Below are 22468 nucleotides of genomic sequence, written 5' to 3' on the forward strand. Positions count from 1 at the left end.
ATAGCGCCGCAAAGGCTATCTTGCCGGACTGTAACCCGCGTATCTCACCGGGGCTCCGATGCTCGGATGGCCGTCTCCCGATCCGCTTGGCCCCTGACCGAAACGTTAGGCACCGGAATGTTAGGCACCGGAATGTTAGGCACCGGAACGTCAGGCTCCACATTACTCAATCATCCGTCTCGATTCATGCTCAAGGTTGTCGATCTGGCGTGCAGGCGTGGAGACCGCCGGTTGTTCTCCGGCGTGAGCTTCGCGCTGGAACCCGGGACCCTGCTGCACGTGCGCGGACGCAACGGCAGCGGCAAGACGACGCTGCTGCGTGCCTTGTGCAACCTGCTCGTACCGGAGGTCGGGGAAATCCGCTGGCAGGGGAAGGACAGCCGCCGCCTGGGTGAGGACTACCACGCGGACCTGCTCTACTGCGGACACCTGAACGGTATCAAGGGCGACCTGACCGGGATCGAGAACCTACGCGTGGCAGCGATCCTGGACGGCAATCCGGTGGACGAGGGGCGGCTCTGGTCCGCGCTGGAACAAATGGGCCTGGCGGGCTACGAGGACCTGCCCACCATGGCGCTCTCCCAGGGCCAGAAGCGGCGGGTTGCCCTGGCCCGGCTACTGGTAAGTAAGGCGCCGCTGTGGATCCTGGATGAGCCCTTTACCACCCTGGATACCGATGCGGTGGACCTGCTGCTGCGGCTGATCGCGGGACATGTATCCGACGGCGGTATAGTGATCCTGACCACACATCAGGAGGTTCCGCTCACCTCGGGCCAGGTGCAGCAACTAGACCTCGGGGACGAACCTTTGGATAGGTGCTCACCCTGATGGTCCGCGCTACCTCGATCAGGACCTGCGGGCTACTTGATGCGGCTGGCTGCCTACCTGTGCGTCCCTGCATGCAGACAAGCACTCACCACACCCTACGCGCCGTGGCCGCCCTGAAGAGAGCACTACGAAGCACGCGAATCAACGCGAATCGATCCGCGAGGCTCCGCGTGATTCGTCGTTTCTCTCTCGTTGGGGTCCGCTCCTTACCTCGACCGATGGGTTCTTTGCGTCTTTTGCGCCTTTGCGGTTCAAACGCTTCCGTGGCCAAAAGCTACATCGCTGGAAGCTGGCGACTGGAAGCTGGAAGCAACTTGTTGGCGGTTTTAGGGCTTTTAGGGCTAACGGCAGGACCCAATTGGTAGTGGCATGTGGCGGGTGTTCTTCTGCATCTTGGGGCGCGACCTCCGGCTCGCCCTGCGTCGGCGCACGGATCTGCTGACGACCCTGTTCTTCTTCGTGATCGTGGTGAGCCTGTTTCCCCTGGGTGTGGGCGCCGAGCGGCAGACCCTGCGCATCCTGGGGCCGGGCGTGGTCTGGGTAGCGGCCCTGTTGGCCTCCATGCTGGCCCTGGAACGGCTGTTTGCGGCGGACCATGAGGACGGCACCCTGGAGCAGCTGATGCTGACACCCCAGCCCCTGCCGATCTTGGTGCTGGCTAAGGTGGCGGCCCATTGGTTGCTGACCGGGCTGCCGCTGGTCATGGTCGCGCCGCTGATTGCGCTGCAGTACCACCTGCCGGAGGCGTCCCGCATCGCGATGATGCTGTCCCTGCTGGTGGGGACGCCGATCCTCAGCCTGATCGGCGCCATCGGCGCGGCCCTGACCTTGGGACTGCGCGGCGGCGGGATCCTGCTGTCACTGCTGATCCTGCCTCTGTATATCCCGGTGCTGGTGTACGGTGCCGGAGCGGTGACGGTGAGCGCCATTGATGGCGCGGACGCCCTGCCCTATTTCTCGCTGCTCGGGGCCCTGCTGCTGCTGGCGCTGATCTTCTCACCCTTGGCCGCAGCGGCGGCGTTACGGATCTCGTTGGAGTAGTCCGGCCTGCATGTCTCACCGAGGCGGTTGGCGGCACTTCAGCCTGCGTAGGATGCGGTGAGCGCCTGCCCACCGCCCCAGGAGGGTGTCGCAAAAGGCACCGATCTTCGCCCTTTGACCCCCTCTCCCCAAGCCCCCTCGCTGCGCTCGGCGCAGGCTCTCTCCCGGCGGGAGGGTGTCGCAAAAACAGCGGTGTTAGCTGCCGGTCTACGGATTTAAACCACAGAGAACACAGAGAAGAGCGTAGGCCAACTCTGTGTTCTCTGTGGTTCAAAATCAAATAGATCTCTCGTTCCCACGCGCCGCGTGGGAACGTGGAAGCTCCGCGCCGCGGAGTGTCTCGGAGACGTTATGAGCCGTAGCCGCTACCCTATTGTCGAACCGCAAGCGCCGCATTTCATGACATTCACCGTGCTGGAATGGCTACCGGTGTTCACGCGCCCCGATACGGTACAAATTCTGCTTGAAGCTTTCACCTACCGACAACAAAATCGAGGGGTTCGGTGATTTTGGAAAACCACCTGCACTGTATTCTTCAGTCGCTGGATCTGGAAAAACAAGTGAAGAACTGGAAATCTTACACAGCGCGGCAGGTGATTGATTATCTGCGGGCCAGAAACTCGACGCAGTTATTAGCAAAGCTGGCCTATTACAAAAAAGGATATAAAACGGATCGTGAATATCAGTTATGGGAAGAAGGATCGCATCCGCAGTGGATTCAAAACGAGGCAATGCTAGTGGAGAAATTGGAGTATATCCACAACAATCCGGTCAAACGCGGATATGGGGATCAGCCGGAACATTGGCGTTATTCCAGTGCGCGGAATTATCCGGGCCGGGCGGGTTTGATTCCCGTGTATACGGAATGGTAGACCCAGACCTGATGCTCTCCGCAGCGCGGAGCTTCCGCGTTCCCACGCGGCGCGTGGGAACGAGAAAAAGCCAGCTAGGTCGGGTTAACGCAGCGTAGCCCGATAGCGGAGTGTCGGGTTACGGCGCGTTCGGATTCGTTTACACAATTCAATGTTATGAATGCGCGCCTAACCCGACCTACAAGACGATAGCCCTTGACGTCGGTGGCGAACAATGTGTCCTTTGATTTCAGGCAGTCAAGGAGTTCCGGGATCACTGTGATCGCATTGAGTTTCTCCGCGGTTGCTACTTGGTCCAACGCGAACAAAAAACATGGGATGTACGGCAGAAGCGGTATAGAGACCAGCGAGCAATCCACGCATTCAAACGCGCAGCACTCAGTGCCTCGCCAACAGGGCGACGGCTTGGTCGTTGTCTTTGTGTTTTGCGATATCCGTAGCGGTACGGCCTTGATTGTCTTTCAGGGTCGGGTCCGCATGGTGTGTCATCAGGATTTCGATGAGCGCGTTGTGATCGGTCGTGACGGCCTCCATCAGGGCGGTGATTCCGTCCGTGTCCTGCTGGTTCGGGTCGGCGCCGTCGGCGAGGAGTTGTTCGGTTATCTTCGCGTGGCCTTGGCCGGCGGCCCAGATAAGGGCGGTGGCACCGAGCTTGTCTTTTGCATTGATGTCGGCGCCGTGGCGGATGAGGGATGCGACGACTTCGCGCTGTCCTTCTCCGGCGGCGATGATCAGCGCCGTGGCCCCCTCTTTGTCCTTGGCCTCCCGGTCGGCGTGGGCGGCGAGTAGCTGCTCGACGACCTTGGGGTGCCCTTTTTCCGCGGCGTGCATCATTGCCGTCCGTCCCTCCTTGTCCCCTGTCTTGGGATTCGCTCCCCGATGCAGGAGCTGGTCGACGATGTCCGTAAAACCATAGCGGGCGGCGATGGTCAGGGCATCCCAGCCCGCGCGGGTACGGTCATGCAGGTTGGCGCCGCGCTCAATAAGGAGGGCGGTGATGCCGCTGTGGCCGTTCTCGGCGGCGAAGGTCAGCGCCGTGCAGTTGGCGACCGTGCGCGCGTTGACGTTGGCACCCCGGACCAGGAGCAGGGCAACCGTGTCCAGGTTGTCGTTCTCGACCGCCATCATGAGGGCGGTCTTATTGAACTTGTTGGCCACGTTCACGTCGGCACCGCCATCCAAGAGTTTCTCGACGGCTTCGTCATCGCCGATGGCGGCGGCCAGCCGCAGCTCTTTGTCCAGGTCGGCGTCCTGCGACCAGGCCAGGGGGCCGATCAGGAGGGTGAGCAGGTATAAAACGAGGGAGATGGGTTTGGCTCTCATAGGGCAACGCCTCGTGCGGTCGGCTCGGGGAGAGGGGTCATGTGGCGTCCGAGTCCGGTGCATCCCCGATCGTCTCGGGTGCGTCCGGTTCCTCGTGGGCAACGCCCTTGTGGCAATCGATACAGGTCTGTCCTTTGTCTTCGGCATTTCCGTGCTTGCTGCGCGCGCTGCGATCTTGCTCCGTGAGGTCCATGCTACGGAAGTCGTGACAGGAACGGCACTCCCGGGAGTCCGTTGCCTTCAGCTTGGCCCAGACTCGGCTCGCCATCTCCCAACGGCGGGCCTCGTACTTCTCCGGGGTGTCGATGGTCCCCACGAGCTCGTGATAGACGTCTTTGGCCGCGATGAGCTTGGCGAGTAGTTTGGGGAAGAAGGGTTCCGGGACATGGCAGTTGGCACAGGTGGCCCCGACGCCCGAGGCGTTCTTGTAGTGGGCGCTCTCCTGAAGCTCTCTGAAGGGGATCTGCATGGTGTGGCAGTCGGTGCAGAACTCCTCCTGGTTGGTGAAGGCGAGGCCGCTGTTGAACAGGCCGGCGAAGGCAATGCCGGCCAAGAACACGATGCCGAGGATGACGAAGGTTCGCTTACGGGAAAGGTCCTTAGACATGACCGTGTGTCCTCCGCTGCCGACGCTTGCCGCCGGGACCCGAATGCCTGGAGGGTTCCGTCTACTTTACCGCGGCGGCCGATAGTGCCTCGGTTTTCGATTCCAGTGATGAGTTTGATCCTAAGCGATCGCGGGCATTTTGCCAAGGATAGGGCGGTCCCTAATGAGCGGCCACGATGCCCTCATGGCTCGTTCCCACGCTCCCGCGTGGGAATGCCGTTGTGGCTGCTCCAGCGGCCAAGGTTTCATGACGCTGGAGCGTCTGGATTTGCTCCCACGCTGGAGCGTGGGAGCCAGAGGCTGATTTGTGGGGATACTTCAGGGGCGGTCCTGGATTATTTGGCGTTATCTGATCTGGGGAAATCTGCGTAATCCGTGGATAAAGAAAGTCCGGTACACCAAACCGCACCAAATAATTCAGGATCGATCTTGTTCGATCCCGGCACTGTTCGGCGTTATTTGGTGTTGCCCGCGAAGGCATCTTTTTAATCCGCAGATTACGCAGATTTTCGCAGATTGTTTCGTTCTTAATCTGTGGAAATCTGTGAAATCTGTGGATTGGATAAAGAAAGTTAGGATTTATAAATTGAGCATGGGAAAAATATCCGGTATCCTCAGATTACACAGATCGTTTCATCTGTGGAAATCTGTGAAATCTGCGGATAAAGAATGTCATTGCCCACGGGCGAAGCCGAGCATACGTCGGATCGGCTGCAGTGCGCGGGCTTGAATTTCAGGGTCGATGTGGATCTCTTGATCGCCTGCGAGCAGGACCTGCTCCAGGTTTTGAAGGGCGTTTATAGCCATCCAGGGACAGTGGGCGCAGCTCTCACAGGTGGCGCCTACGCCGGCGGTGGGGGCGGCGATCAGCTTCTTCTCCGGTGCCAATTGGCGCATCTTCCAGAAGATCCCCTGGTCAGTGGCGACGATGAACGCCGGGTTCGGCAACCGGGTCACCGCATCGATGAGCTGCCCGGTGGAACCGACCACATCGGCCTGGTCGATCACGTCTGCCGGGGCTTCGGGGTGGACCAGGATAGCGGCATCCGGATGCAGCCGCCGCACCCGGTCCAGGGCGAAGCCCTTGAATTCCTCGTGGACGACACAGGCCCCCTGCCATAGCAGCATGTCGGCACCGGTCATCCGCTGCACATAGTGTCCCAGATGTTTGTCCGGCGCCCACAGGATCTTTTTTCCCTGCGCGTGGAGGTGTCTGATCACGGGCAGTGCGATGCTGGAGGTTACTACCCAGTCCGAGCGCGCCTTCACCCGGGCGCTGGTGTTGGCGTAAACGACGACCGTGCGGTCAGGGTAGCGATCGCAGAAAGCGGCAAAGGTATCCGCGGGGCAACCCTCATCCAGAGAGCAGGTGGCCGCCAGATCGGGCATGAGCACCCGCTTCTCCGGGTTGAGGATCTTGGCCGTCTCGCCCATGAAACGGACGCCGCATACCATCAGGGTACTGGCCGCACTCTCGCTGCCGAAGCGGGCCATCTCCAGGGAATCAGCCACACAGCCGCCGGTCTCCTCCGCCAGCTCCTGCAGATCGGCGTCTGTGTAGTAATGGGCTACCAGGACCGCATCCCGTTCGGTCAGCAATCGGGCGATCCGCGCTTTGTGCGCGTTCCTCTCGGCGTCGGACAGCACCGGCCACCGCGGGGATTCCGGGGCCTGGATGCGATGCTTGGTTCCAGGCTCATCCGGGTAATCGGTCAGATGTGCGGGGGAAATAGAGGCCATGGTGGTCGTCTAGGTGTCAAGTCCCGCCGGATCATAGACACGTTTTTTTCGGTATATAATCACACCGGATCTGGGTAGTGGTTAAGGTTTAAACGGAAACATCGCCACTCGCAGTGGGTTGGGCACGCCACAAGCTATACCCCCTCTCCCTCCGGGAGAAGACCGGGGTGAGGGGATCAAATCAAGCAATGAAGCATGATGAACCACTCCACGTTAACCATTTAGGAATTTACCATTACCCAGCGCCTTATTATGCGGCGCTAAGCGGAATCTTTTTAACCTTATAGTCCTTTAATCTCCTCGATTGAAAGCCCTGATGTTTCAGCAATGATCGCTATACTGATCTCTTTTTGCTTCATTGCCTTTGCCATTTCCCTTACTCTCTTCTCCCCAAGTTGAATTCCTTCGTTTTTGCCTTCATTCCTGTATCTCTCCTTGAGTTTATAAGGCAAAATCCATCTTTCGCTTGCCTGAAGTTTCTTAAAGATCCCCGAATCGACAAAGCTATAATAGGTTTCGTCGCTGATGATGAGATGATCGATCACTTCAACTTTGAGAAATTTTCCCGCCTGAATAAAATGGTCGGTGAGGTCCTGATCTTCGTAGGAAGGCGTCACCTTTCCACCGGGATGGTTATGGACCATAATCACCTGAATCGGCCTGGACGGATACGGCGTTTGTAGGTTGGGGTTCGTTCCTTACCCCCGACCTACGGGCTGGATTAATTGAGCCTAGCCCCTTTTCCCTGCTTTTTACTTTGGTCCCTTTTACTCGATCAGTGGGTTGTAAATGAGCATGATGCTCTCGTTGCCGACTGACACGGAGGGCAGATTTCGTGGGGATACCTCAGTGTCTGTCCCCGTTTAGTCTTTTTGATGCGTGGCATCATATGCCATAAAGGCGAGGACACTCACAACAATAAGCATAACGAGTGTTGATAAGATTTCCATCACTTTTTTCTCATCACGCTGCCTGTTTGGCCGCAAACATCGTTCGTGCGGCCCGAATGCCACGCAGGTACTTGGCCTGACGCCGGGCGCAGAGATTCGCCAGCGATGCCGGTGCCCCGACCGCTGTTCCGAACGCCTTGAGAAGACGTTCAGCAGAACTGATAAACCGCTCCCCATCGATCCCCAGCCGGACGAGGATCTTGGGCTCTCGCGCCTCGATGTATCCAGGCTTATCCGCACGTAACGCCCGGCCTGTCCAATCGACCAGCTCCAGGTAATCCGCGAAGGCAAAGGGTACCGCCCAAGGGGTTTTTGCCGTGGCATCGAAGGGCATCAGCGGGGCCTGAGGTAAGACTCGCGTCTCAGCTTCCGGTCGTAACCGCTCCCCATCGAGTGTCACGTCAGGACCTTCGACAGTTGCGGTCTCCTGCAAGCCGGCTTCGGACCCGACTCCCTTCGGCAATCCAACGACGCGCTCCTGAATCGAGGTGTAGTCCGAGGTCTCCGGCGTCTCGGCCAACCCCGCCCGCACCGGATTCAGATCCACATAGGCCATCGCTGCTAACAATGCCTTCTCGTCAAGCAACGCCTGGCTCTTGAAGCGACCTTCCCAAAACCGCCCCTTCACCCCATCCTCCGCATTGGCACGGCGGGCAATATGCTCGTTGAGGGTGCGCATGAACCAGGACAAATCGTGCAACCGTCCCCGATAGATCTCGGCAAGTTCTTCAACCTTAGCAATTTCCGCCTGGCTCATCGACCCCCGTGACTCAGAGAGATACCGCGTCACCAACAGCGGCCCAGTGAAGAGCCCCGTCCACTGCCTCAGCACCTCCTCTATCGACCAGTCTAAGGCCCGTTCCCGGTCGATCCGCGATGTGATAGTGGTTACTCATCACCGCATAAGCGGCCACATCAATGGCGAACAGGGTGGCAAGCTGCTGAATACGCTCGACAATCCAACCACGTCGGTGGTCGAAATTCAACCCTGAGAACGGGTCCTCACCACACAAGAAGGCGCGCCGCACACAACGACATACACAGTGATACCAAGGAGTGTCCTCAAGCGAGACAAGAGTGGAGCGGGGCGCGGTCATGGCAAGACTCCTAACTGAGTGGGCTGAGAGGAATGCTAACTCAACGGGAAGATCAAACAATATGGGTGTCCTTTTTTCTGCTTTTTTCTCCTATGGCTACCTTTGTGGCGCACCTGCAGCCAGCCGTCAGCCTCGATCTGATAACCTCGGCGGATATTCAACGTACGTATGTATATGATCCTTGCCCACGGCTCGCTTTCAGGAATATGAACATCTTCGCATCACCTTTGCCTGGATGATAAGTTCGGCATCGCTTTTGAATATTTCCTTTTAATACTGGGTAGCGATATTTGGCAGTGACCCATACAATATGGACCATCAAAATGCTAACCGTATGACTACCGCCTCTTTGATCACTCATTGGCCTAATTGTAGCATACCTGTGTAGCAGCTAAAGCCTTACTAAAGAGTGCATAGTTTTGGACTTGCTTGGACGGCTGGGACAATAAAACCTTTTGTTGATTAAAAAAAATCCTATGTGGTGACTGGATGCCTGCGTTTGGGCCGATCGATCCAGGTGGCTGGAGAGCTCATTGCTAATCAGGAGATAATATACTGGGAAACTTATATCATTTTATATCCCCGACTTTCCCATTCCGAGGGACCTCTTCCAGTTTGCTCCATTGAATCAAATTACGATTGAATTTCGCGCCAGTTTCATTAGACAGCTTCCGGTTCTTTTGGGCGTTTGCTTCTAGTTCCCCTTGTTTTATACTCAGCAGAGAAAATTGTATGTTTTACGTTTTACCGTCTGATTGTTTTACCGTGTGCGTAGAGGCAAAGAAATGCGGTCGTTAGTCTGACTGATTACTACCTGGCGCTAACAATGCCGTACTCCTTCTAGGTGGTTCAGGTGCAGGGTGGGCCACAAATAGCTGCTTACCGCCGATAGCCTGTGGCGACCGCTACTATTCGAAATACGCGAAGACCCTGGCAAAGGAAATATGGAAGATTTTTTTGGGAAGTACATATTTCTTTCTCCATTATGTCGCCTTTGCACATAACGGCATACAGCTAAGCTATTACCCGCGCTTACCAGCTGACTTTCAGCAGAAGCTTCTAACGCGTCGAAGTAGACCTCAAAAGCGACGTAAGAAAATACGTCGAAAGTGAGGTCTAATCTGCTTGCCTGTTCGCAAGTACCTGTATCTATTGCCAGTATATAGGACAAACCCGTCAGGTACTGACATGGGAAATACCCCCTCCGCCGGAACGCAGACCAAGCCCCGCCTGCTCGATCAGGTCCGGGGCAAAAATCCGTCTTAAGCCCGCGTAAGGCGCGCCCGTTGTGACCGCATTGGCCGCAGTGATTGACGCGCTGTCACCTGACGCAAGACGGCAGACTACGCCGTACCAAGTAGCGGGCCATCGGGTGGTAGCCATCCCGTCGCCCTGGCCTGACCCGACCTACGCGGGCTACGGGGGCTACCGGTGTAATCGTTCGAACCCCCACTGTTTTTGCCGTCCACAGTATCCGGATTCCGGCAATCCCCACCGGAATGACGAGGGGCAGGATCTGAAATTACCTGAAAAATCACAGGTCGTGTTGGGCTTTATTATGCAACCTCACTCATCGGCCGCACTTTGACTGGTGGCAAATCTCGTCCTGCTGCTTTGAAATGGTTGACGACATCTTCTATCAGGGTACACAATTCACTGTAGAGGACAATCGGATCTTCACCATGAATTCCCGTGACCAAATCCGGGCATTTACCAAGGTAGATCCGGTCTTCCTTGCTCCACTCGACCCATCTGTGGTACTTGTCGCTTTCTTTCATTTCTTCACACTTTCGACGGCAGTAGATACCTGTTTTTCTTGGTATTGTTTCGCGTCATCTCCAGCCTTCCCGCTGATAGTCACAGCACCAGGATAGGCGGGGTGAGTAAATTTCCGATGCGACCCCTTGCCTGCCCCGCCAATCTCGATAAACCCGGCGTCCTTGAGTGCTTTCAGTAATTCTCGAATCTTTTGGGGCAATTGCTATCCCCTTGATATTGTAAGCACGTAGAATGCGGTGAGTAACATGAACCGAATCCTACGTACCGGTTGAGGAACGAAACCCAGCGTTTACGGGCAAATCTGGTTTGCTGGGTCTCGTCCCTCGACCCAGCCTACCCCTACTCTGGCCTACGGATCTTTTTCAGACAGCCTCTAAAACTGCGCCTCTTCCGTGGAGCCGGTCAGGGCCGTGACCGAGGAGGCGCCGCCCTGGATGGTGGTGGTGACATCGTCGAAGTAACCCGCGCCCACTTCCTGCTGGTGGGAGACGAAGGTGTAACCGCGATCGCGGGCGGCGAATTCCGGCTCCTGGACCTTCTCGACATAGTGCTTCATGCCCTCGCCACGGGCATAGTCATAGGAAAGATCGAACATGTTGAACCACATGTTGTGGATCCCGGCCAGGGTGATGAACTGGTATTTGTAGCCCATGTCGGAGAGGGCGTCCTGGAACTTGGCGATGGTCGCGTCATCCAGGTTTTTCTTCCAGTTGAAGGACGGCGAGCAGTTATAGGCCAGCAGCTTATTGGGGTTCTTCTCCAACACCGCCTCGGCGAATTCGCGGGCGAAGCCCAAATCCGGGGTGCCGGTCTCGCACCACACCAGATCCGCATAGGGGGCATAGGCTACACCGCGGCTGATGGCTTGCTCGAGTCCGTTGCGGACCCGGTAAAAACCCTCACTGGTGCGCTCGCCGGTGAGGAAGGGTTTGTCGTTGGCGTCCACGTCGTTGGTCAACAGGTTGGCCGCCTCGGAATCGGTACGGGCCAGCACCAGGGTGGGTACGCCGCAGACGTCCGCGGCCAGGCGGGCGGCGATCAGCTTCTCGATCGCCTCCCGGGTGGGGACTAGTACCTTACCGCCCATGTGGCCGCACTTTTTCACCGCGGCGAGCTGATCTTCGTAGTGCACACCGGCGGCGCCGGCGGCGATCATGTTCTTCATGAGCTCGAAGGCGTTGAGCACGCCGCCAAATCCGGCCTCTGCGTCCGCTACGATGGGCAGGAAGTAGTCCACATAGCCCGTATCGCCTGGCTCGATCGCGCGCGCCCACTGGATCTCGTCCGCCCGCTTGAAGGCGTTATTGATGCGCCGCACCATGGTGGGGACCGAGTCGTAGGCATAGAGGGACTGGTCCGGGTACATGGTCTCGGACGTGTTGCCATCGGCCGCGACCTGCCAACCGGACAGATAGATGGCCTCGATTCCCGCCTTGGCCTGCTGCATGGCCTGACCGGCCGTGATGGCCCCCATACAGTTCACATAACCCTTCTTGGCGCCGCCGCGGACCAGGTCCCATAACTTCTCGGCCCCGCGCCGGGCGTAGGTATACTCGGGCTGGATGGAACCCCGCAGGCGGACCACATCCGTGGCCGAGTAACCGCGTTTGACATCGGTCCAGCGGGGGTTCTTGGACCAGTCTTGTTCGAGGGCCTTGATCTGTTCGTCTCGGGTCATATCCGGTTCCTCATTAAGGGTAATGCGATAGGAATAGGGTTAGCTCGGAACGCACTGCCTCCGGGCCACGCAACAGCGGAGCTACCAGCGCCCCCACCCCGGGCCTTGGGGGTGATGCCGGAGCGGGGATTCAGCTCAGGGCAGGGCCTTGCGCACAGCATCCGCGTCAGGTATCCGCGGACCGCTTGATCTCCACCATCTGATACAGCCCGCCGAAGAAGGTCCGCTTGTGTACGTGCAGACCCTGGGCCCCTGCCGGCAGCCACGCCGAAATTTCATCACGCCATAGATCGAGCGCGAAGGGTTCGAGCAGCCGCAACACCGGGGTCATGATCAGGCGCATGGGATTGGCCGGATGGGGACAATGGTAATCGACCAGCAGGACCCGCCCCCCCGGCCTGGTGACCCGCAGCGCCTCCGCCAAGGTCCGCTTGCGGGTCTCCAGGGGCTGCTCGTGCAGTAGGAAAAAGACCAGGACCTGATCGTAGTGGGCGTCCGGCGCCGTCAGGTCTGACGAATCGCTGAGCGCAAGGGTGGTTCCGGGCGCCGGCCCCAGCTTTCGCGCCAGGTTCTCCAACTGGACGGGCAGTATGTCCACCACATCTAGACAGGCGCCTCCGGCCAGACGATCCACTAAGCGCCGGGTGAGATTGCCATAGACGCAGGCCACTTGGAGCGTGCGGCCGCCGATCGGATTGCCGAGGCTTTCCAAGGCGACATCGCGCAGGCGGCTGAAATTTCCCCACAGGATCAGGTTGACGAGCCATTGGCGCTCGAACACCCGCACCGCATTCGGATGCACATACGCCCACCAGTAATGGCGTTCCAGGTAGGAGGGGATGGGTTGAGGGGCTTCTTCGGCGACTCTTGCGGTGATTTCCAAGACCTTATGCCTCCTCTGACGTTTTTATTTTTATCGAGTATCGCGTGCCTAACGCAAGCAGCTCAAAATTTCAATAGTCTACCTAAATAATGGTGCAAATCCAACACAGAACCCCTCCCATGCAGGCGAGTGTGTGTAATTGCAAAGTTGCTGCCAACCTCTAGTTGCCAGTGGCCAGTCACTAGATGAGTTGGGTACGCCGCCTTCTTACCTGGCTGGCGACTGGTAGCTGGTGGCTGGTGGCTGTAGTTCGCTACGCTACCACACCTAGCGATTGCGTCGAAGGTGTGGGATGCGGCGAGCGCCTGCCTGCCGCCCCAGGGACACCTACCTGTGCGTCCCGCACGCAGACAGGCCTGCCTGTGCCGGTACGGCAAACGGGGAGCAGGCCGGCAGCGAACCGCCTCGACAAGATCCGGCGATCCATACGCGCTTGCCCTGCCCTTTCGTGTTTTTCAAAGCAATCACCCCCCTTAGCTGTCGGGCAATGCCATTAATTTGGGTAGTGGATAATGTATAAGTGATAACATGACCAACGGTACTGGCTACTATGTCCCCTCTCCCGCCGGGAGAGGGGTTGGGGAGAGGGGATCAAAAAAATGAATCGCTCCACTTTTTCACTTATAAGTTTACCACTACCTTAATTTGAATGGCATTGAGCTGTGGGGCAGAACATCGAAATCGCTAGCGGGATCGAGTCTTCCGATTTCCATGCGGCGCGACCAGTTAAAAATTTACCACTATCGAATGCGGACGTGGCGAGCGCTTTGCGGAAAGCCAAAAAGGTGAACAGGCCTCAAAATCGTTCACCGCATCCTCCCATATTCCATAGGTCACTCCGGCAAAACAGACCAAAAAGGCTAAAATAAGTGCAAAGGATCATGCCCACATTGCGCCGGAACCCGAGGGGCTCCAAACAGCTGCATTCAGCGAGCTTGCAGCCGAAAGTGAGTAATCGAGCATCGTATCCAGGGTATAGGATTTTCCGGCCGATTACAGGGGCAGGCCTTATCCGAATGAGAAATTGAGCCTGCTGTCGGGGTGCAATTCCGATTTGCGGAGCCGGGAGGGCCTGCTTAAACAAACCGATCCCAACCAAGGGAGACCGCCGGAATATGCCAACCCTGATTATCCAGACCAATGTCGAGACCCCCGCCGATCACCGCAAGAAGATCCTTGAGGATGCCTCCTCGATAACAGCAAAGATCCTCGGCAAACCGGAAAGCTACGTCATGGTCATCTTAAAGGATAAGATGGACATGTTGTTTGCCGGGGACGCCGCGCCCCTCGCCTATCTGGAGCTCAAGAGCCTGGGGTTACCGGAGGAGCGTACCCCCGGCCTCTCCGCAGATTTGTGCTATTTCATGGAGGCCCGCTTCGGCGTTCCCCCCGAACGGGTTTACATCGAGTTTACGTCCCCGCCGCGGCATCTATTCGGGTGGAACGGTGGAACATTCTGATAAGATTTGTGATTTTGCACTCCCCACCGGCAGATCACTATGCGTACCTCAGCGTTTCCCCTGCACACCGTCAAGGAGACCCCCGCCGATGCCGAAGTCGCCAGCCACCGGCTGATGTTGCGCGCCGGCATGATCCGCAAGCTCGCGGCCGGGCTCTATACCTGGCTGCCGCTGGGGCTGCGGGTGTTGCGCAAGGTCGAGCGCATCGTGCGCGAGGAGATGGACCGGGCCGGGGCCCTCGAGGTGCTGATGCCTGCCGTCCAGCCCGCGGAGCTGTGGCAGGCCTCCGGGCGCTGGGAGCGCTACGGGCCGGAGCTGCTGCGCTTCCATGACCGGCACCAGCGGGACTTCTGCTTCGGCCCCACCCACGAGGAGCTGATCACCGCGCTTGCCCGCGACGAGCTGCGCAGCTACAAACAGCTCCCGGTCAATTTCTACCAGATCCAGACCAAGTTCCGGGACGAGATCCGCCCCCGCTTCGGCGTCATGCGCGCCCGCGAGTTCGTGATGAAGGACGCCTACTCCTTCCACTTGGACGCGGCCTCGCTACAAGACACCTATCAGGTCATGTTCAAGACCTACAGCCGTATCTTCCGCCGCTGCGGGCTGGCATTCCGCCCCGTCCAGGCCGCTACCGGCAGCATCGGCGGCCATATCTCCCATGAGTTCCACGTCCTGGCCGAGTCCGGCGAGGACGCCATTGCCTTCTCCACCGCGAGCGATTATGCCGCCAATGTTGAGCTCGCCGAGGCCCTGCCGTCGGCAGCTGGGCCCCCAGCCCCCACCGAGGACCTGCGGCTGGTGGATACGCCGGACGCCAAGACCATCGCCGACCTGGTGGACCAGTTCGCTCAACCTATCGCGCGGACCGTGAAGACGCTGGTGGTCGCCGCCGCAGCAGGGTCTGCGACGGATCTCGTCGCTCTGTTGGTGCGTGGCGATCATACCTTGAACCCGGCCAAGGCCGAGCAGCTGCCCCAAGTAGCGGCGCCTCTACGCATGGCAACCGACGCGGAGATCCGTGCCGCCGTCGGCGCCGGGCCGGGCTCCCTCGGACCCTTGAACCTGCCCATCCCCTGCATCGTCGACCGCAGCGTGGCGGTGACGGGAGATTTCAGCGCCGGCGCCAATCAGGACGGGAAACACTGGTTCGGCATCAATTGGGGACGCGACCTGCCCCTACCCCAGGTGGCGGACCTGCGTAACGTCCAGGCGGGGGACCCGAGCCCCGACGGCCAGGGGACCTTGACCATCGCCCGCGGCATCGAGGTCGGCCATATCTTTCAGCTCGGGCGCAAGTACAGCCAGGCCATGCAGGCGACCGTCCTGGATGAGGGCGGTCAGGCCGTAAACCTGGAGATGGGCTGCTACGGCATCGGCGTCTCCCGCGTGGTAGCCGCCGCCATCGAGCAGAACCACGACCAGCGGGGTATCGTCTGGCCCGAGCCGCTGGCACCCTTTCAGGTCGCCCTGCTGCCCATGAAGCTGTACAAATCTTATCGGGTCCGGGAAGCGGCCGAGCAGCTGCACCAAAGGCTGGCGGAGGCCGGGATCGAGGTCCTCCTGGACGACCGGGACGTGCGCCCCGGCTTTATGTTCGCGGATATGGAGCTCATCGGCATACCCCATCGCATCGTCATCGGCGACCAGGGCCTGGATGCAGGCAAGCTGGAATACCAGGGCCGGCGCGACACCGAGCCCCACCTGGTCCCCAGCGCAGAGCTCCTCCCCTTCCTCACCGAGCGGTTGAGCAATCCTGAATGATTTGGAAAAGATCCCTCCTGCGTCGGGACAGGGTTTGACGTATTGCGTTCGACGCACCAAGGCTTGTCGATCTACGGCCAGGCCAGTGCCGGCGTCTTAACGCAACCTACACCCATATTACCCCCGCGTGGCCTGTCCGCGCGGACCTCACTTTGCGTGTAGGTTACGTCAAGCTGTGCGAGAAAACGCCTGGGGGAACACGGCGTCGAGCGCAGCCTAACGCAACACGAGGCTAGAATCCTTAGAGGCTGTCTAAAAACCAACACATTTTCGGCTGGCTCCCCAGGCTCCAGCGTGGGAGCAGACCTGGTCCCGACGGAGGAGGGATCTGACGCTCCAGCGTCGATTAAGCGCCTCGGTAGGCTAATCACCAACGCCGATCAGCACAGAGGAGCTGAGTCCGCGGGAGCGGACAAGATGGCGTTCCCACGCTGGAGCGTGGGAACGAGTGCGAAGTTTGTGCACGTCACAAATGTGACCGGTAGATACAATGAGCAAAGAGGAATCCTTTACCAGAGACCAGCTGATCCAGTGTGGTCAGGGTGCTATGTTCGGGCCCGGCAATGCCCAGCTGCCGATCCCGAACATGCTTATGATGGACCGCATCCTGCGCATCGCGGATTTCGGCGGCGCCTACGGCAAGGGCGAGATCCTGGCCGAGCTGGACATCCAGCCAGACCTCTGGTTCTTCGCCTGCCACTTCCCCGGCGACCCGGTCATGCCGGGCTGCCTCGGTCTGGACGCCCTGTGGCAGCTGGTGGGCTTCTACCTAGCCTGGATCGGCAACCCCGGCCATGGCCGGGCCCTGGGTGTGAGTGAGGTCAAATTCACCGGCCAAGTGCTGCCTTCCGCCTCCAAGGTGGTCTACCACATCGACATGAAGCGCGTGATCTCCCGCAAGCTGGTGCTGGGCATCGGCGACGGCAGGGTCGAAGTGGATGGACGCCTGATCTACCTGGCCCGAGACCTGCGTGTGGGTCTGTTCACCTCTACCGAAGGGTTTTGAGCAGTCCGGTCCCCCAAACCGCGCCGAGTCACCAACTACCCGCATAGCGGGTAGCTTGAGGAAAGCCCCTAAAAGGGGCTATGAGTCGCTGAAATCTAGTGAGTTCTGACGATCCTGTTGTTCCTGGTTACGGATGTAGGCGCGAACGATCTCTTCATCCAGACCGACCGTGCTCACACAGTACCCTCTGGACCAAAAGTGCTTCTCGGTAAATCCTTTCTTCACCCCGAACAGCTGCCGGTGAATCTGGATCGCTGATTTCCCTTTCAGGTACCCGACAACCATCGCAACACTGAACTACAGTACCTTCCGGTGGTATTTTGGAACAAACACCAGATGATACTTACATTCCCATCTCACGTGGGCTAAACTTTGCCATTCTTTCATGGTTACCTCCTGAGTGAGGCCCCGGGGCTTTCCTCAGGAGGCTTTTTACCGCAGAAACGGCAGAGCCTTTTCTAGTCGCACCGGCAAAGCCGGTGGTTTACTAAAATTCTAATTATTCAGGATTGCTATGCCGAGCACCCCCGAGCGAACGCTTGAGACCTTCCCCAATCCGGGGCCCGAACGTGACTACAACATCCGCATCCGGATACCGGAGTTCACCTGCCTCTGCCCCAAGACCGGGCAGCCGGATTTCGCCGAGCTGACCCTGGAGTACGTCCCGGACCAGTTGTGCGTGGAACTCAAATCCCTGAAGCTGTACGTCTGGTCCTACCGCAACGAAGGAGCCTTCCATGAGGCGGTCACCAACCGCATCCTGGGCGATCTGGTCACCGTGCTGCGTCCCAGATTCATGCGCCTGACCGCCGCCTTCAATGTGCGCGGGGGCATCTACACCACGGTCGTGACCGAGCACCGGGCACCGGGTTGGCAGCCGCCCTCCCCCGTCTCGCTGCCCTGATGCCTGACCAGTACAGATGCTCTCAACTACCCACAACACTGAGCCGGGATCCCCACGGAAAATTTGGCCGCAAATAAAGGTCATACCTTCGGGGGAGAGGGGTCGATTACTGCTCGCTTGGGTCCAATCAGGAGTACCATACTATATCCCCGGAGCGTGGGAGCCGGATGACATTTGGAGTGCGCCGGCAAAGCGGCGCGGTTCGCTCGGATGTGGGTTGCGTGCAGTCCATTGGTGGTTGCAGGGGACTTGGACGATGGGTTCCCGACGCGCCGCGGCGACGGCGCTTTTCCTTGCCTGCCGCCTCTTTGTTCGGAATCAGCACAGTGGTCATCGAGCGGCCCAAATCCAAAGCGGCGGCGGGCGCCTATCGGTTGGCCGACGCTTCAGCGACACCAAGCACTGAGGATTCGGATGGGTAGCGGGGTAAAAAGGCTGCCGCCGCACTCCAAACCGACCAGTCGTTATCGAGGCTTTGCCTCGTCGGTCTGAGGCGAAGCCTCGCTAGTTGTGGTCCGACCCTGAAGTATCCCCACAAATCAGCCTCTGGCTCCCACGCTCCAGCGTGGGAGCAAATCCAGACGCTCCAGCGTCATGAAACCTTGGCCGCTGGAGCGGCCACAACGGCATTCCCACGCTGGAGCGTGGGAACGAGCCACGCTTTGACTATCAATGATCGCCGCTGTCGGGTCGGGAGTTCGGCTTTTTTTTTCACGTAAATTAAGTGTTAACAGTCGTGTAGGAAGGAAAGTCTTGTGGTAGATACCGCCATGGACAACCGGTCTTATTCAGATAGAAAATTGCATTCAGGATTTCGCGTAGGTCGGTTGTTCGTGGGCGTCCGGTGGTATAGGGTTCGAGTTGCTCAAGGATAGGCTGGAGGGTTTCCCACTCTTCATCGGTCAGGTCGCTTGGGTACCTAACAGGGGATTGAGTCTTATCAGAAATCATATTAATCACTGGAATGGAAGTGCTCAAATCGTATTATATTACCAGAAATTCCAATTTTTCTACCCTAAAATCAATGCCTTAGTTTCCATACAGCCTCTTAGAATGTTGAAACACGAAAAATAGACCATAATATCGTCGAAAATGCTGCCATATTCCTATCTCACGTATAGTTTGATATTTTTTGTTGTATGGATGATCTTGTTTCTTATGGCTAAGCCGATCAGGAAGAAGATGCTCGCCATTAGTATAATATTATCTCCAATAGGTAGCCTATCTGAGATATGGTATTTAAAAGATTACTGGAAACCAGATACAATTCTTAGTTCCTCTACTGCTATCGAAGATTTTATGTTTACGTTTTCGCTATGCGGTATCTCATTTGCTATATATAAAGTTGCTTTTGGATACAAGTTCGCAGAAGAACGAAAGCACAAGCGTAGATTGTGGCTGCCTATCATTTTTCTCGCTGTGGTTATTAATGGGCTCACTATTTTCTCAAGCTATCTTGGCTATAACTCAGTAGTTGTATCTAGTATACTTTTTGTATTTATTTCGATATACATATGGTATATGCGAACTGACCTCATATTTCCATCCTTAGTATCTGGCTTGTTGTTGCTGGCAGTGTTTATTGTTATATATAAAATAATGGATTTTCTGTACCCAAACTTAATAACTCAGTGGTGTTTGAACTGCAATCCATCCGGTCTGTTTATTTACGGAATAAATATTGAGGAACTCGCTTGGGACTTTACGTGGGGAATGGTCGGTGGGGTAATCTACGAGGTTGTTAGCGGAAAGGAGTTGCTCCTAAAAAACATTGGCGATGTAAACAATAAATCACTAGACTCGTTTGAAAATTTTGATAACGCACGAAACAACTTCCACGAAACAATTGATGCTGTATTTTTTCAAAGCACAAAGAGAATACTGCTAATCAGAGCAGTCAGGGTACTAACCTATTCACTATCAAAAAGAATTGGTCGGCCACTTCCAGATCATTATGGGATAATAATAATTGCTGGAATACCCTTCATTGTTGATGCCCCTCTTTCAGTTGTCGACATGCACACTTCCGGCATCGCAATGTTTTGGGTGATTTATTATGTAACTCTTAGTTGCTTGCTGTTCGTGTTTTCTACTATAGCATGGAAGTACTTTGTACATACGTGGGAGCAACTTTCTTCAATTATCGAGAGCGAGAGTGAAGTAGAACATATCAAACTTTGGATGAATAGGAGATTAAGCCTATCTATGCAGATTGGATTGTCGTTGATAGCAGGCACCACAAGCGTATATGTTCTATATCTCCTATCACCACTGTTCGCAGGGCATGTTAACTTTGGTGTTGCATCATATATTCAGGTATTTATTAACTCTTTCTTTGGGATGGCTGTTGTTTATTGGTTGTGGCATGTCCCGCTTTTCGTACGCGAACTTCACAAATTGGATAGCATCAATCTTTTGTGGTACTCCCCAGTGGATACCGATGTAATACAGAGAATGACTAACTTGTTGGCTAAAAGTTCTGTATATGCTTTAATCGGCATGGTTTTAACGGTATTCCCTCCTCTGTATTATATCGATAAATTGGCCAGTCCAGGCATCGTAATTACTACCGGTTTGGTATTCTTTTTTTCTGGCGCAACTGTGATTTTTATTTCTATTTTTCCTCAGTATTGGATAATAGAAATAGTAACGAACTCAAAAGACCGGGTTCTACAAAAACTATCACTCGTGATTCCCAGCGACATAAGCCCAGAGAAAATTACAGATCCACTTATCAACCAAAAAATATTATTGTATCATCAGATAAAAAATTCGCATATCTCAATTCTAGATCATAAGATTATTATTAATTATATTATTTCAGTGTTGTTGGCATTTTTTCCATATTTATTGAGCATTGGAAGAAAGATTGCTAGTTATTTTTGATTGCAATATACTACCTATATTGACCAAAAGTGCGTGTATGCAAGAAAAGGGGCCGGGCTCAATTGACGGGTCGTTTTTCACAGCCCATTCGCCTAACATTCGGCTGCAGGTGACCCAATGCCGCGGTCCGGCTCCTCAGCGACTTTCAAGCTCAGTATCGCGCGGTATTGGGCGCCTGAGCCAAGCCGTTCGAGATAGCGAGGATCAGATCGTTTGTTAATTGAGAACACCCCCTAACTCAACGGCATCGATGTCCGACCTCGTGGTCCGACCCTGTTACATCGGCGTCGATCTGGGCACCTCCGGCTGCCGCGCGGTGGCGATCGACCAGGCGCGCAACATCGTCGCCGAGGACCGGACCGATCTGTCGGAGCCCGTGCGGGACACTGCCGGGGGGGTCGAACAGGACCCCTGGCTGTGGTGGGAGGCCCTCATCCGCGTCCTGCGCGGGCTGACCAGCCAATTGGTCTCCTATGCTCCCCAAGCCCTGTGCCTGGACGGGACCTCCGCTACCCTACTCCTTTGCGACCCGGAGGGGACACCCCTGGGACCGGCGCTCATGTATAACGACGGTCGTGGCCTAGCCGAGGCCGAGCGTATCGAGCAAGTCGCGCCACGGCTGAGCCCCGTTCGCGGCGCCGGCTCCAGCCTCGCCAAGCTGCTGTTTCTCAAGCGCCGGCTGCATCCGGGTCCCGGGACCCTCGCCCTTCACCAGGCAGACTGGCTCCTCGGCTACCTCACCGGCTGCTACGGGGTCAGCGACTGGAACAATTGCCTCAAGTTTGGCCTCGACCCACGGACGGCGGCTTGGCCCCAGTGGCTGTCGCGCCTCGAGCTGGCGCCGGTCGGACTACCGCGAGCGGTGGCGCCGGGAACCGAGCTGGGCCAGGTGAGCGCCACGGCGGCGCGGACGACGGGACTGCCGGAGCACACCCTGGTGTTGGCCGGCACCACCGACAGCACCGCCGCGGTGGTTGCCACCGGGGCGGTAAGGCCCGGCGACGCCGTTACCTGCCTCGGCAGCACTTTGGTACTCAAGATCATCGGACGGGAGCCGATCACCGCGCCCCAATACGGCGTCTACAGCCACAGGTTCGGCGCCCACTGGCTGATCGGCGGGGCATCCAACAGTGGTGGGGCGGTGCTGCGACGTTACTTCGACGACGGGGAAATCCGACGGCTGAGCGCAACCCTCGATCCAGATCTACCCACGGGACTCGACTACTATCCGTTGCCGGCCCCCGGCGAACGCTTTCCCATCAACGATGGCACGCTCCAGCCACGGCTGAGCCCGCGACCCGCAGACGATGGACGCTTTTTCCAAGGGCTGCTCGAGGGCATCGCCCGCATCGAGGCAGCCGGCTATCGCCGCCTGCACATGCTGGGCGCCCCCCCGCCGAGATCGGTGCTGACCACCGGCGGGGGCGCGACAAATGCAGGCTGGACCGAGATCAGGAAGCGATACCTAAGTATTCCGGTCACGCCGGCCAGACAACCAGCGGCAACCCATGGATCGGCTTATGGATCGGCGCTCATCGCTCGGATGGGCTGTATACCCGCCTGAGGCCGGAGCCGTGGACGTAGGGTGGGCTGTGCCCACCGGGGAGACCGGACTCCCCCAAAAAAGAACCACGGATGGACACGGATAAA

19 protein-coding genes and 2 pseudogenes are annotated in these 22468 nt (G+C 57.2%); 10 read left to right on the plus strand and 11 right to left on the minus strand.

Going from position 1 to position 22468, the window contains the following annotated elements; all coding sequences use genetic code 11:
* Positions 1-186: 186 nt before the first annotated feature.
* From ccmA to E1958_RS09330, 4 genes are all read left to right on the plus strand, one after another.
* On the plus strand, positions 187-828 hold the full coding sequence (ccmA, locus tag E1958_RS09320; RefSeq protein ID WP_133511638.1) for a cytochrome c biogenesis heme-transporting ATPase CcmA: 642 nt from the start codon (positions 187-189) through the stop codon (positions 826-828).
* A 369-nt stretch (positions 829-1197) separates the two neighbouring features.
* Positions 1198-1869 carry a heme exporter protein CcmB gene (ccmB, locus tag E1958_RS09325; RefSeq protein WP_133511639.1) on the plus strand — a complete coding sequence of 224 codons (672 nt, stop codon included), beginning with the start codon at positions 1198-1200 and terminating at the stop codon, positions 1867-1869.
* A 351-nt stretch (positions 1870-2220) separates the two neighbouring features.
* On the plus strand, positions 2221-2376 hold the full coding sequence (locus E1958_RS21260) for a hypothetical protein (RefSeq protein ID WP_243725251.1): 156 nt from the start codon (positions 2221-2223) through the stop codon (positions 2374-2376).
* Positions 2373-2741 carry a hypothetical protein gene (locus E1958_RS09330; RefSeq protein WP_243725252.1) on the plus strand — a complete coding sequence of 123 codons (369 nt, stop codon included), beginning with the start codon at positions 2373-2375 and terminating at the stop codon, positions 2739-2741. Before E1958_RS21260 ends, E1958_RS09330 begins: the two co-directional genes overlap by 4 nt.
* A 378-nt stretch (positions 2742-3119) precedes the next feature.
* Here E1958_RS09330 and E1958_RS09335 read toward each other — a convergent pair whose 3' ends face one another.
* The 9 genes and pseudogenes from E1958_RS09335 to rquA form a co-directional block, all read right to left on the minus strand.
* Complete coding sequence (locus tag E1958_RS09335) at positions 3120-4064, minus strand: ankyrin repeat domain-containing protein (RefSeq protein ID WP_133511640.1); 945 nt, start codon at positions 4062-4064, stop codon at positions 3120-3122.
* 37 nt (positions 4065-4101) lie between these two features.
* Entirely contained in the window at positions 4102-4671 is a 570-nt protein-coding gene (locus tag E1958_RS09340; protein WP_133511641.1) for a NapC/NirT family cytochrome c, read from the minus strand.
* A 672-nt stretch (positions 4672-5343) separates the two neighbouring features.
* Entirely contained in the window at positions 5344-6411 is a 1068-nt protein-coding gene (gene nadA / locus E1958_RS09345; RefSeq protein ID WP_133511642.1) for a quinolinate synthase NadA, read from the minus strand.
* Positions 6412-6692: 281 nt separating this feature from the next.
* Entirely contained in the window at positions 6693-7055 is a 363-nt protein-coding gene (locus tag E1958_RS09350; protein ID WP_166664626.1) for a JAB domain-containing protein, read from the minus strand.
* A gap of 319 nt (positions 7056-7374) precedes the next feature.
* Positions 7375-8458, minus strand: a pseudogene (locus E1958_RS09355) (transposase).
* A 1556-nt stretch (positions 8459-10014) separates the two neighbouring features.
* On the minus strand, positions 10015-10236 hold the full coding sequence (locus tag E1958_RS09365; RefSeq protein WP_133511644.1) for a pilus assembly protein HicB: 222 nt from the start codon (positions 10234-10236) through the stop codon (positions 10015-10017).
* Positions 10233-10436 carry a type II toxin-antitoxin system HicA family toxin gene (locus tag E1958_RS09370; RefSeq protein ID WP_133511645.1) on the minus strand — a complete coding sequence of 68 codons (204 nt, stop codon included), beginning with the start codon at positions 10434-10436 and terminating at the stop codon, positions 10233-10235. The genes E1958_RS09365 and E1958_RS09370 overlap by 4 nt, the downstream gene beginning before the upstream one ends.
* Before the next feature lie 174 nt (positions 10437-10610).
* Positions 10611-11915, minus strand: a complete 1305-nt coding sequence (aceA, locus tag E1958_RS09375) for an isocitrate lyase (RefSeq protein WP_133511646.1) — start codon at positions 11913-11915, stop codon at positions 10611-10613.
* Between the two features lie 166 nt (positions 11916-12081).
* Complete coding sequence (rquA, locus tag E1958_RS09380) at positions 12082-12798, minus strand: rhodoquinone biosynthesis methyltransferase RquA (RefSeq protein WP_133511647.1); 717 nt, start codon at positions 12796-12798, stop codon at positions 12082-12084.
* 1115 nt (positions 12799-13913) lie between these two features.
* Between rquA and E1958_RS09385 the strand changes: the two genes are divergently transcribed.
* The 3 genes from E1958_RS09385 to fabA all read left to right on the plus strand — a co-directional run bounded on the left by E1958_RS09385 (position 13914) and on the right by fabA (position 17028).
* A complete protein-coding gene (locus tag E1958_RS09385) occupies positions 13914-14258 on the plus strand; it encodes a phenylpyruvate tautomerase MIF-related protein (RefSeq protein ID WP_133511648.1) in 345 nt (114 codons plus the stop codon).
* A 39-nt stretch (positions 14259-14297) separates the two neighbouring features.
* Complete coding sequence (locus E1958_RS09390; RefSeq protein WP_133511649.1) at positions 14298-16022, plus strand: proline--tRNA ligase; 1725 nt, start codon at positions 14298-14300, stop codon at positions 16020-16022.
* A gap of 490 nt (positions 16023-16512) precedes the next feature.
* Positions 16513-17028 carry a 3-hydroxyacyl-[acyl-carrier-protein] dehydratase FabA gene (gene fabA / locus E1958_RS09395; RefSeq protein WP_133511650.1) on the plus strand — a complete coding sequence of 172 codons (516 nt, stop codon included), beginning with the start codon at positions 16513-16515 and terminating at the stop codon, positions 17026-17028.
* A 78-nt stretch (positions 17029-17106) separates the two neighbouring features.
* Here fabA and E1958_RS09400 read toward each other — a convergent pair.
* Positions 17107-17415, minus strand: a pseudogene (locus E1958_RS09400) (transposase).
* Between the two features lie 127 nt (positions 17416-17542).
* Between E1958_RS09400 and queF the strand changes: the two are divergent.
* Positions 17543-17932 carry a preQ(1) synthase gene (gene queF / locus E1958_RS09405; RefSeq protein ID WP_133511651.1) on the plus strand — a complete coding sequence of 130 codons (390 nt, stop codon included), beginning with the start codon at positions 17543-17545 and terminating at the stop codon, positions 17930-17932.
* A 720-nt stretch (positions 17933-18652) separates the two neighbouring features.
* Here the strand turns inward: queF and E1958_RS09410 are convergent.
* A complete protein-coding gene (locus E1958_RS09410) occupies positions 18653-18883 on the minus strand; it encodes a transposase (protein ID WP_243448502.1) in 231 nt (76 codons plus the stop codon).
* Positions 18884-19090: 207 nt separating this feature from the next.
* Between E1958_RS09410 and E1958_RS09415 the strand changes: the two genes are divergently transcribed.
* Together E1958_RS09415 and E1958_RS09420 are read left to right on the plus strand one after the other, a co-directional pair.
* A complete protein-coding gene (locus tag E1958_RS09415; protein ID WP_133511652.1) occupies positions 19091-20818 on the plus strand; it encodes a lycopene cyclase domain-containing protein in 1728 nt (575 codons plus the stop codon).
* 250 nt (positions 20819-21068) lie between these two features.
* A complete protein-coding gene (locus tag E1958_RS09420) occupies positions 21069-22382 on the plus strand; it encodes an FGGY-family carbohydrate kinase (RefSeq protein ID WP_133511653.1) in 1314 nt (437 codons plus the stop codon).
* Positions 22383-22468: the final 86 nt, after the last annotated feature.

This window comes from Candidatus Thiosymbion oneisti (assembly GCF_004359955.1).
In the GTDB taxonomy this organism is placed as follows: domain Bacteria; phylum Pseudomonadota; class Gammaproteobacteria; order Chromatiales; family Chromatiaceae; genus Thiosymbion; species Thiosymbion oneisti.

Excerpts from the sequence above, each read along its gene's own strand:
- ccmA (WP_133511638.1), top strand. The coding sequence starts at position 187 with ATGCTCAAGGTTGTCGATCTGGCGTGCAGGCGTGGAGACCGCCGGTTG.
- ccmB (WP_133511639.1), top strand. The coding sequence starts at position 1,198 with ATGTGGCGGGTGTTCTTCTGCATCTTGGGGCGCGACCTCCGGCTCGCC.
- E1958_RS21260 (WP_243725251.1), top strand. The coding sequence starts at position 2,221 with ATGAGCCGTAGCCGCTACCCTATTGTCGAACCGCAAGCGCCGCATTTC.
- E1958_RS09335 (WP_133511640.1), bottom strand. The coding sequence starts at position 4,064 with ATGAGAGCCAAACCCATCTCCCTCGTTTTATACCTGCTCACCCTCCTG.
- E1958_RS09340 (WP_133511641.1), bottom strand. The coding sequence starts at position 4,671 with ATGTCTAAGGACCTTTCCCGTAAGCGAACCTTCGTCATCCTCGGCATC.
- nadA (WP_133511642.1), bottom strand. The coding sequence starts at position 6,411 with ATGGCCTCTATTTCCCCCGCACATCTGACCGATTACCCGGATGAGCCT.
- E1958_RS09350 (WP_166664626.1), bottom strand. The coding sequence starts at position 7,055 with ATGGTCCATAACCATCCCGGTGGAAAGGTGACGCCTTCCTACGAAGAT.
- E1958_RS09365 (WP_133511644.1), bottom strand. The coding sequence starts at position 10,236 with ATGAAAGAAAGCGACAAGTACCACAGATGGGTCGAGTGGAGCAAGGAA.
- aceA (WP_133511646.1), bottom strand. The coding sequence starts at position 11,915 with ATGACCCGAGACGAACAGATCAAGGCCCTCGAACAAGACTGGTCCAAG.
- E1958_RS09385 (WP_133511648.1), top strand. The coding sequence starts at position 13,914 with ATGCCAACCCTGATTATCCAGACCAATGTCGAGACCCCCGCCGATCAC.
- E1958_RS09390 (WP_133511649.1), top strand. The coding sequence starts at position 14,298 with ATGCGTACCTCAGCGTTTCCCCTGCACACCGTCAAGGAGACCCCCGCC.
- fabA (WP_133511650.1), top strand. The coding sequence starts at position 16,513 with ATGAGCAAAGAGGAATCCTTTACCAGAGACCAGCTGATCCAGTGTGGT.
- queF (WP_133511651.1), top strand. The coding sequence starts at position 17,543 with ATGCCGAGCACCCCCGAGCGAACGCTTGAGACCTTCCCCAATCCGGGG.
- E1958_RS09410 (WP_243448502.1), bottom strand. The coding sequence starts at position 18,883 with ATGATTTCTGATAAGACTCAATCCCCTGTTAGGTACCCAAGCGACCTG.
- E1958_RS09415 (WP_133511652.1), top strand. The coding sequence starts at position 19,091 with ATGGCTAAGCCGATCAGGAAGAAGATGCTCGCCATTAGTATAATATTA.
- E1958_RS09420 (WP_133511653.1), top strand. The coding sequence starts at position 21,069 with ATGTCCGACCTCGTGGTCCGACCCTGTTACATCGGCGTCGATCTGGGC.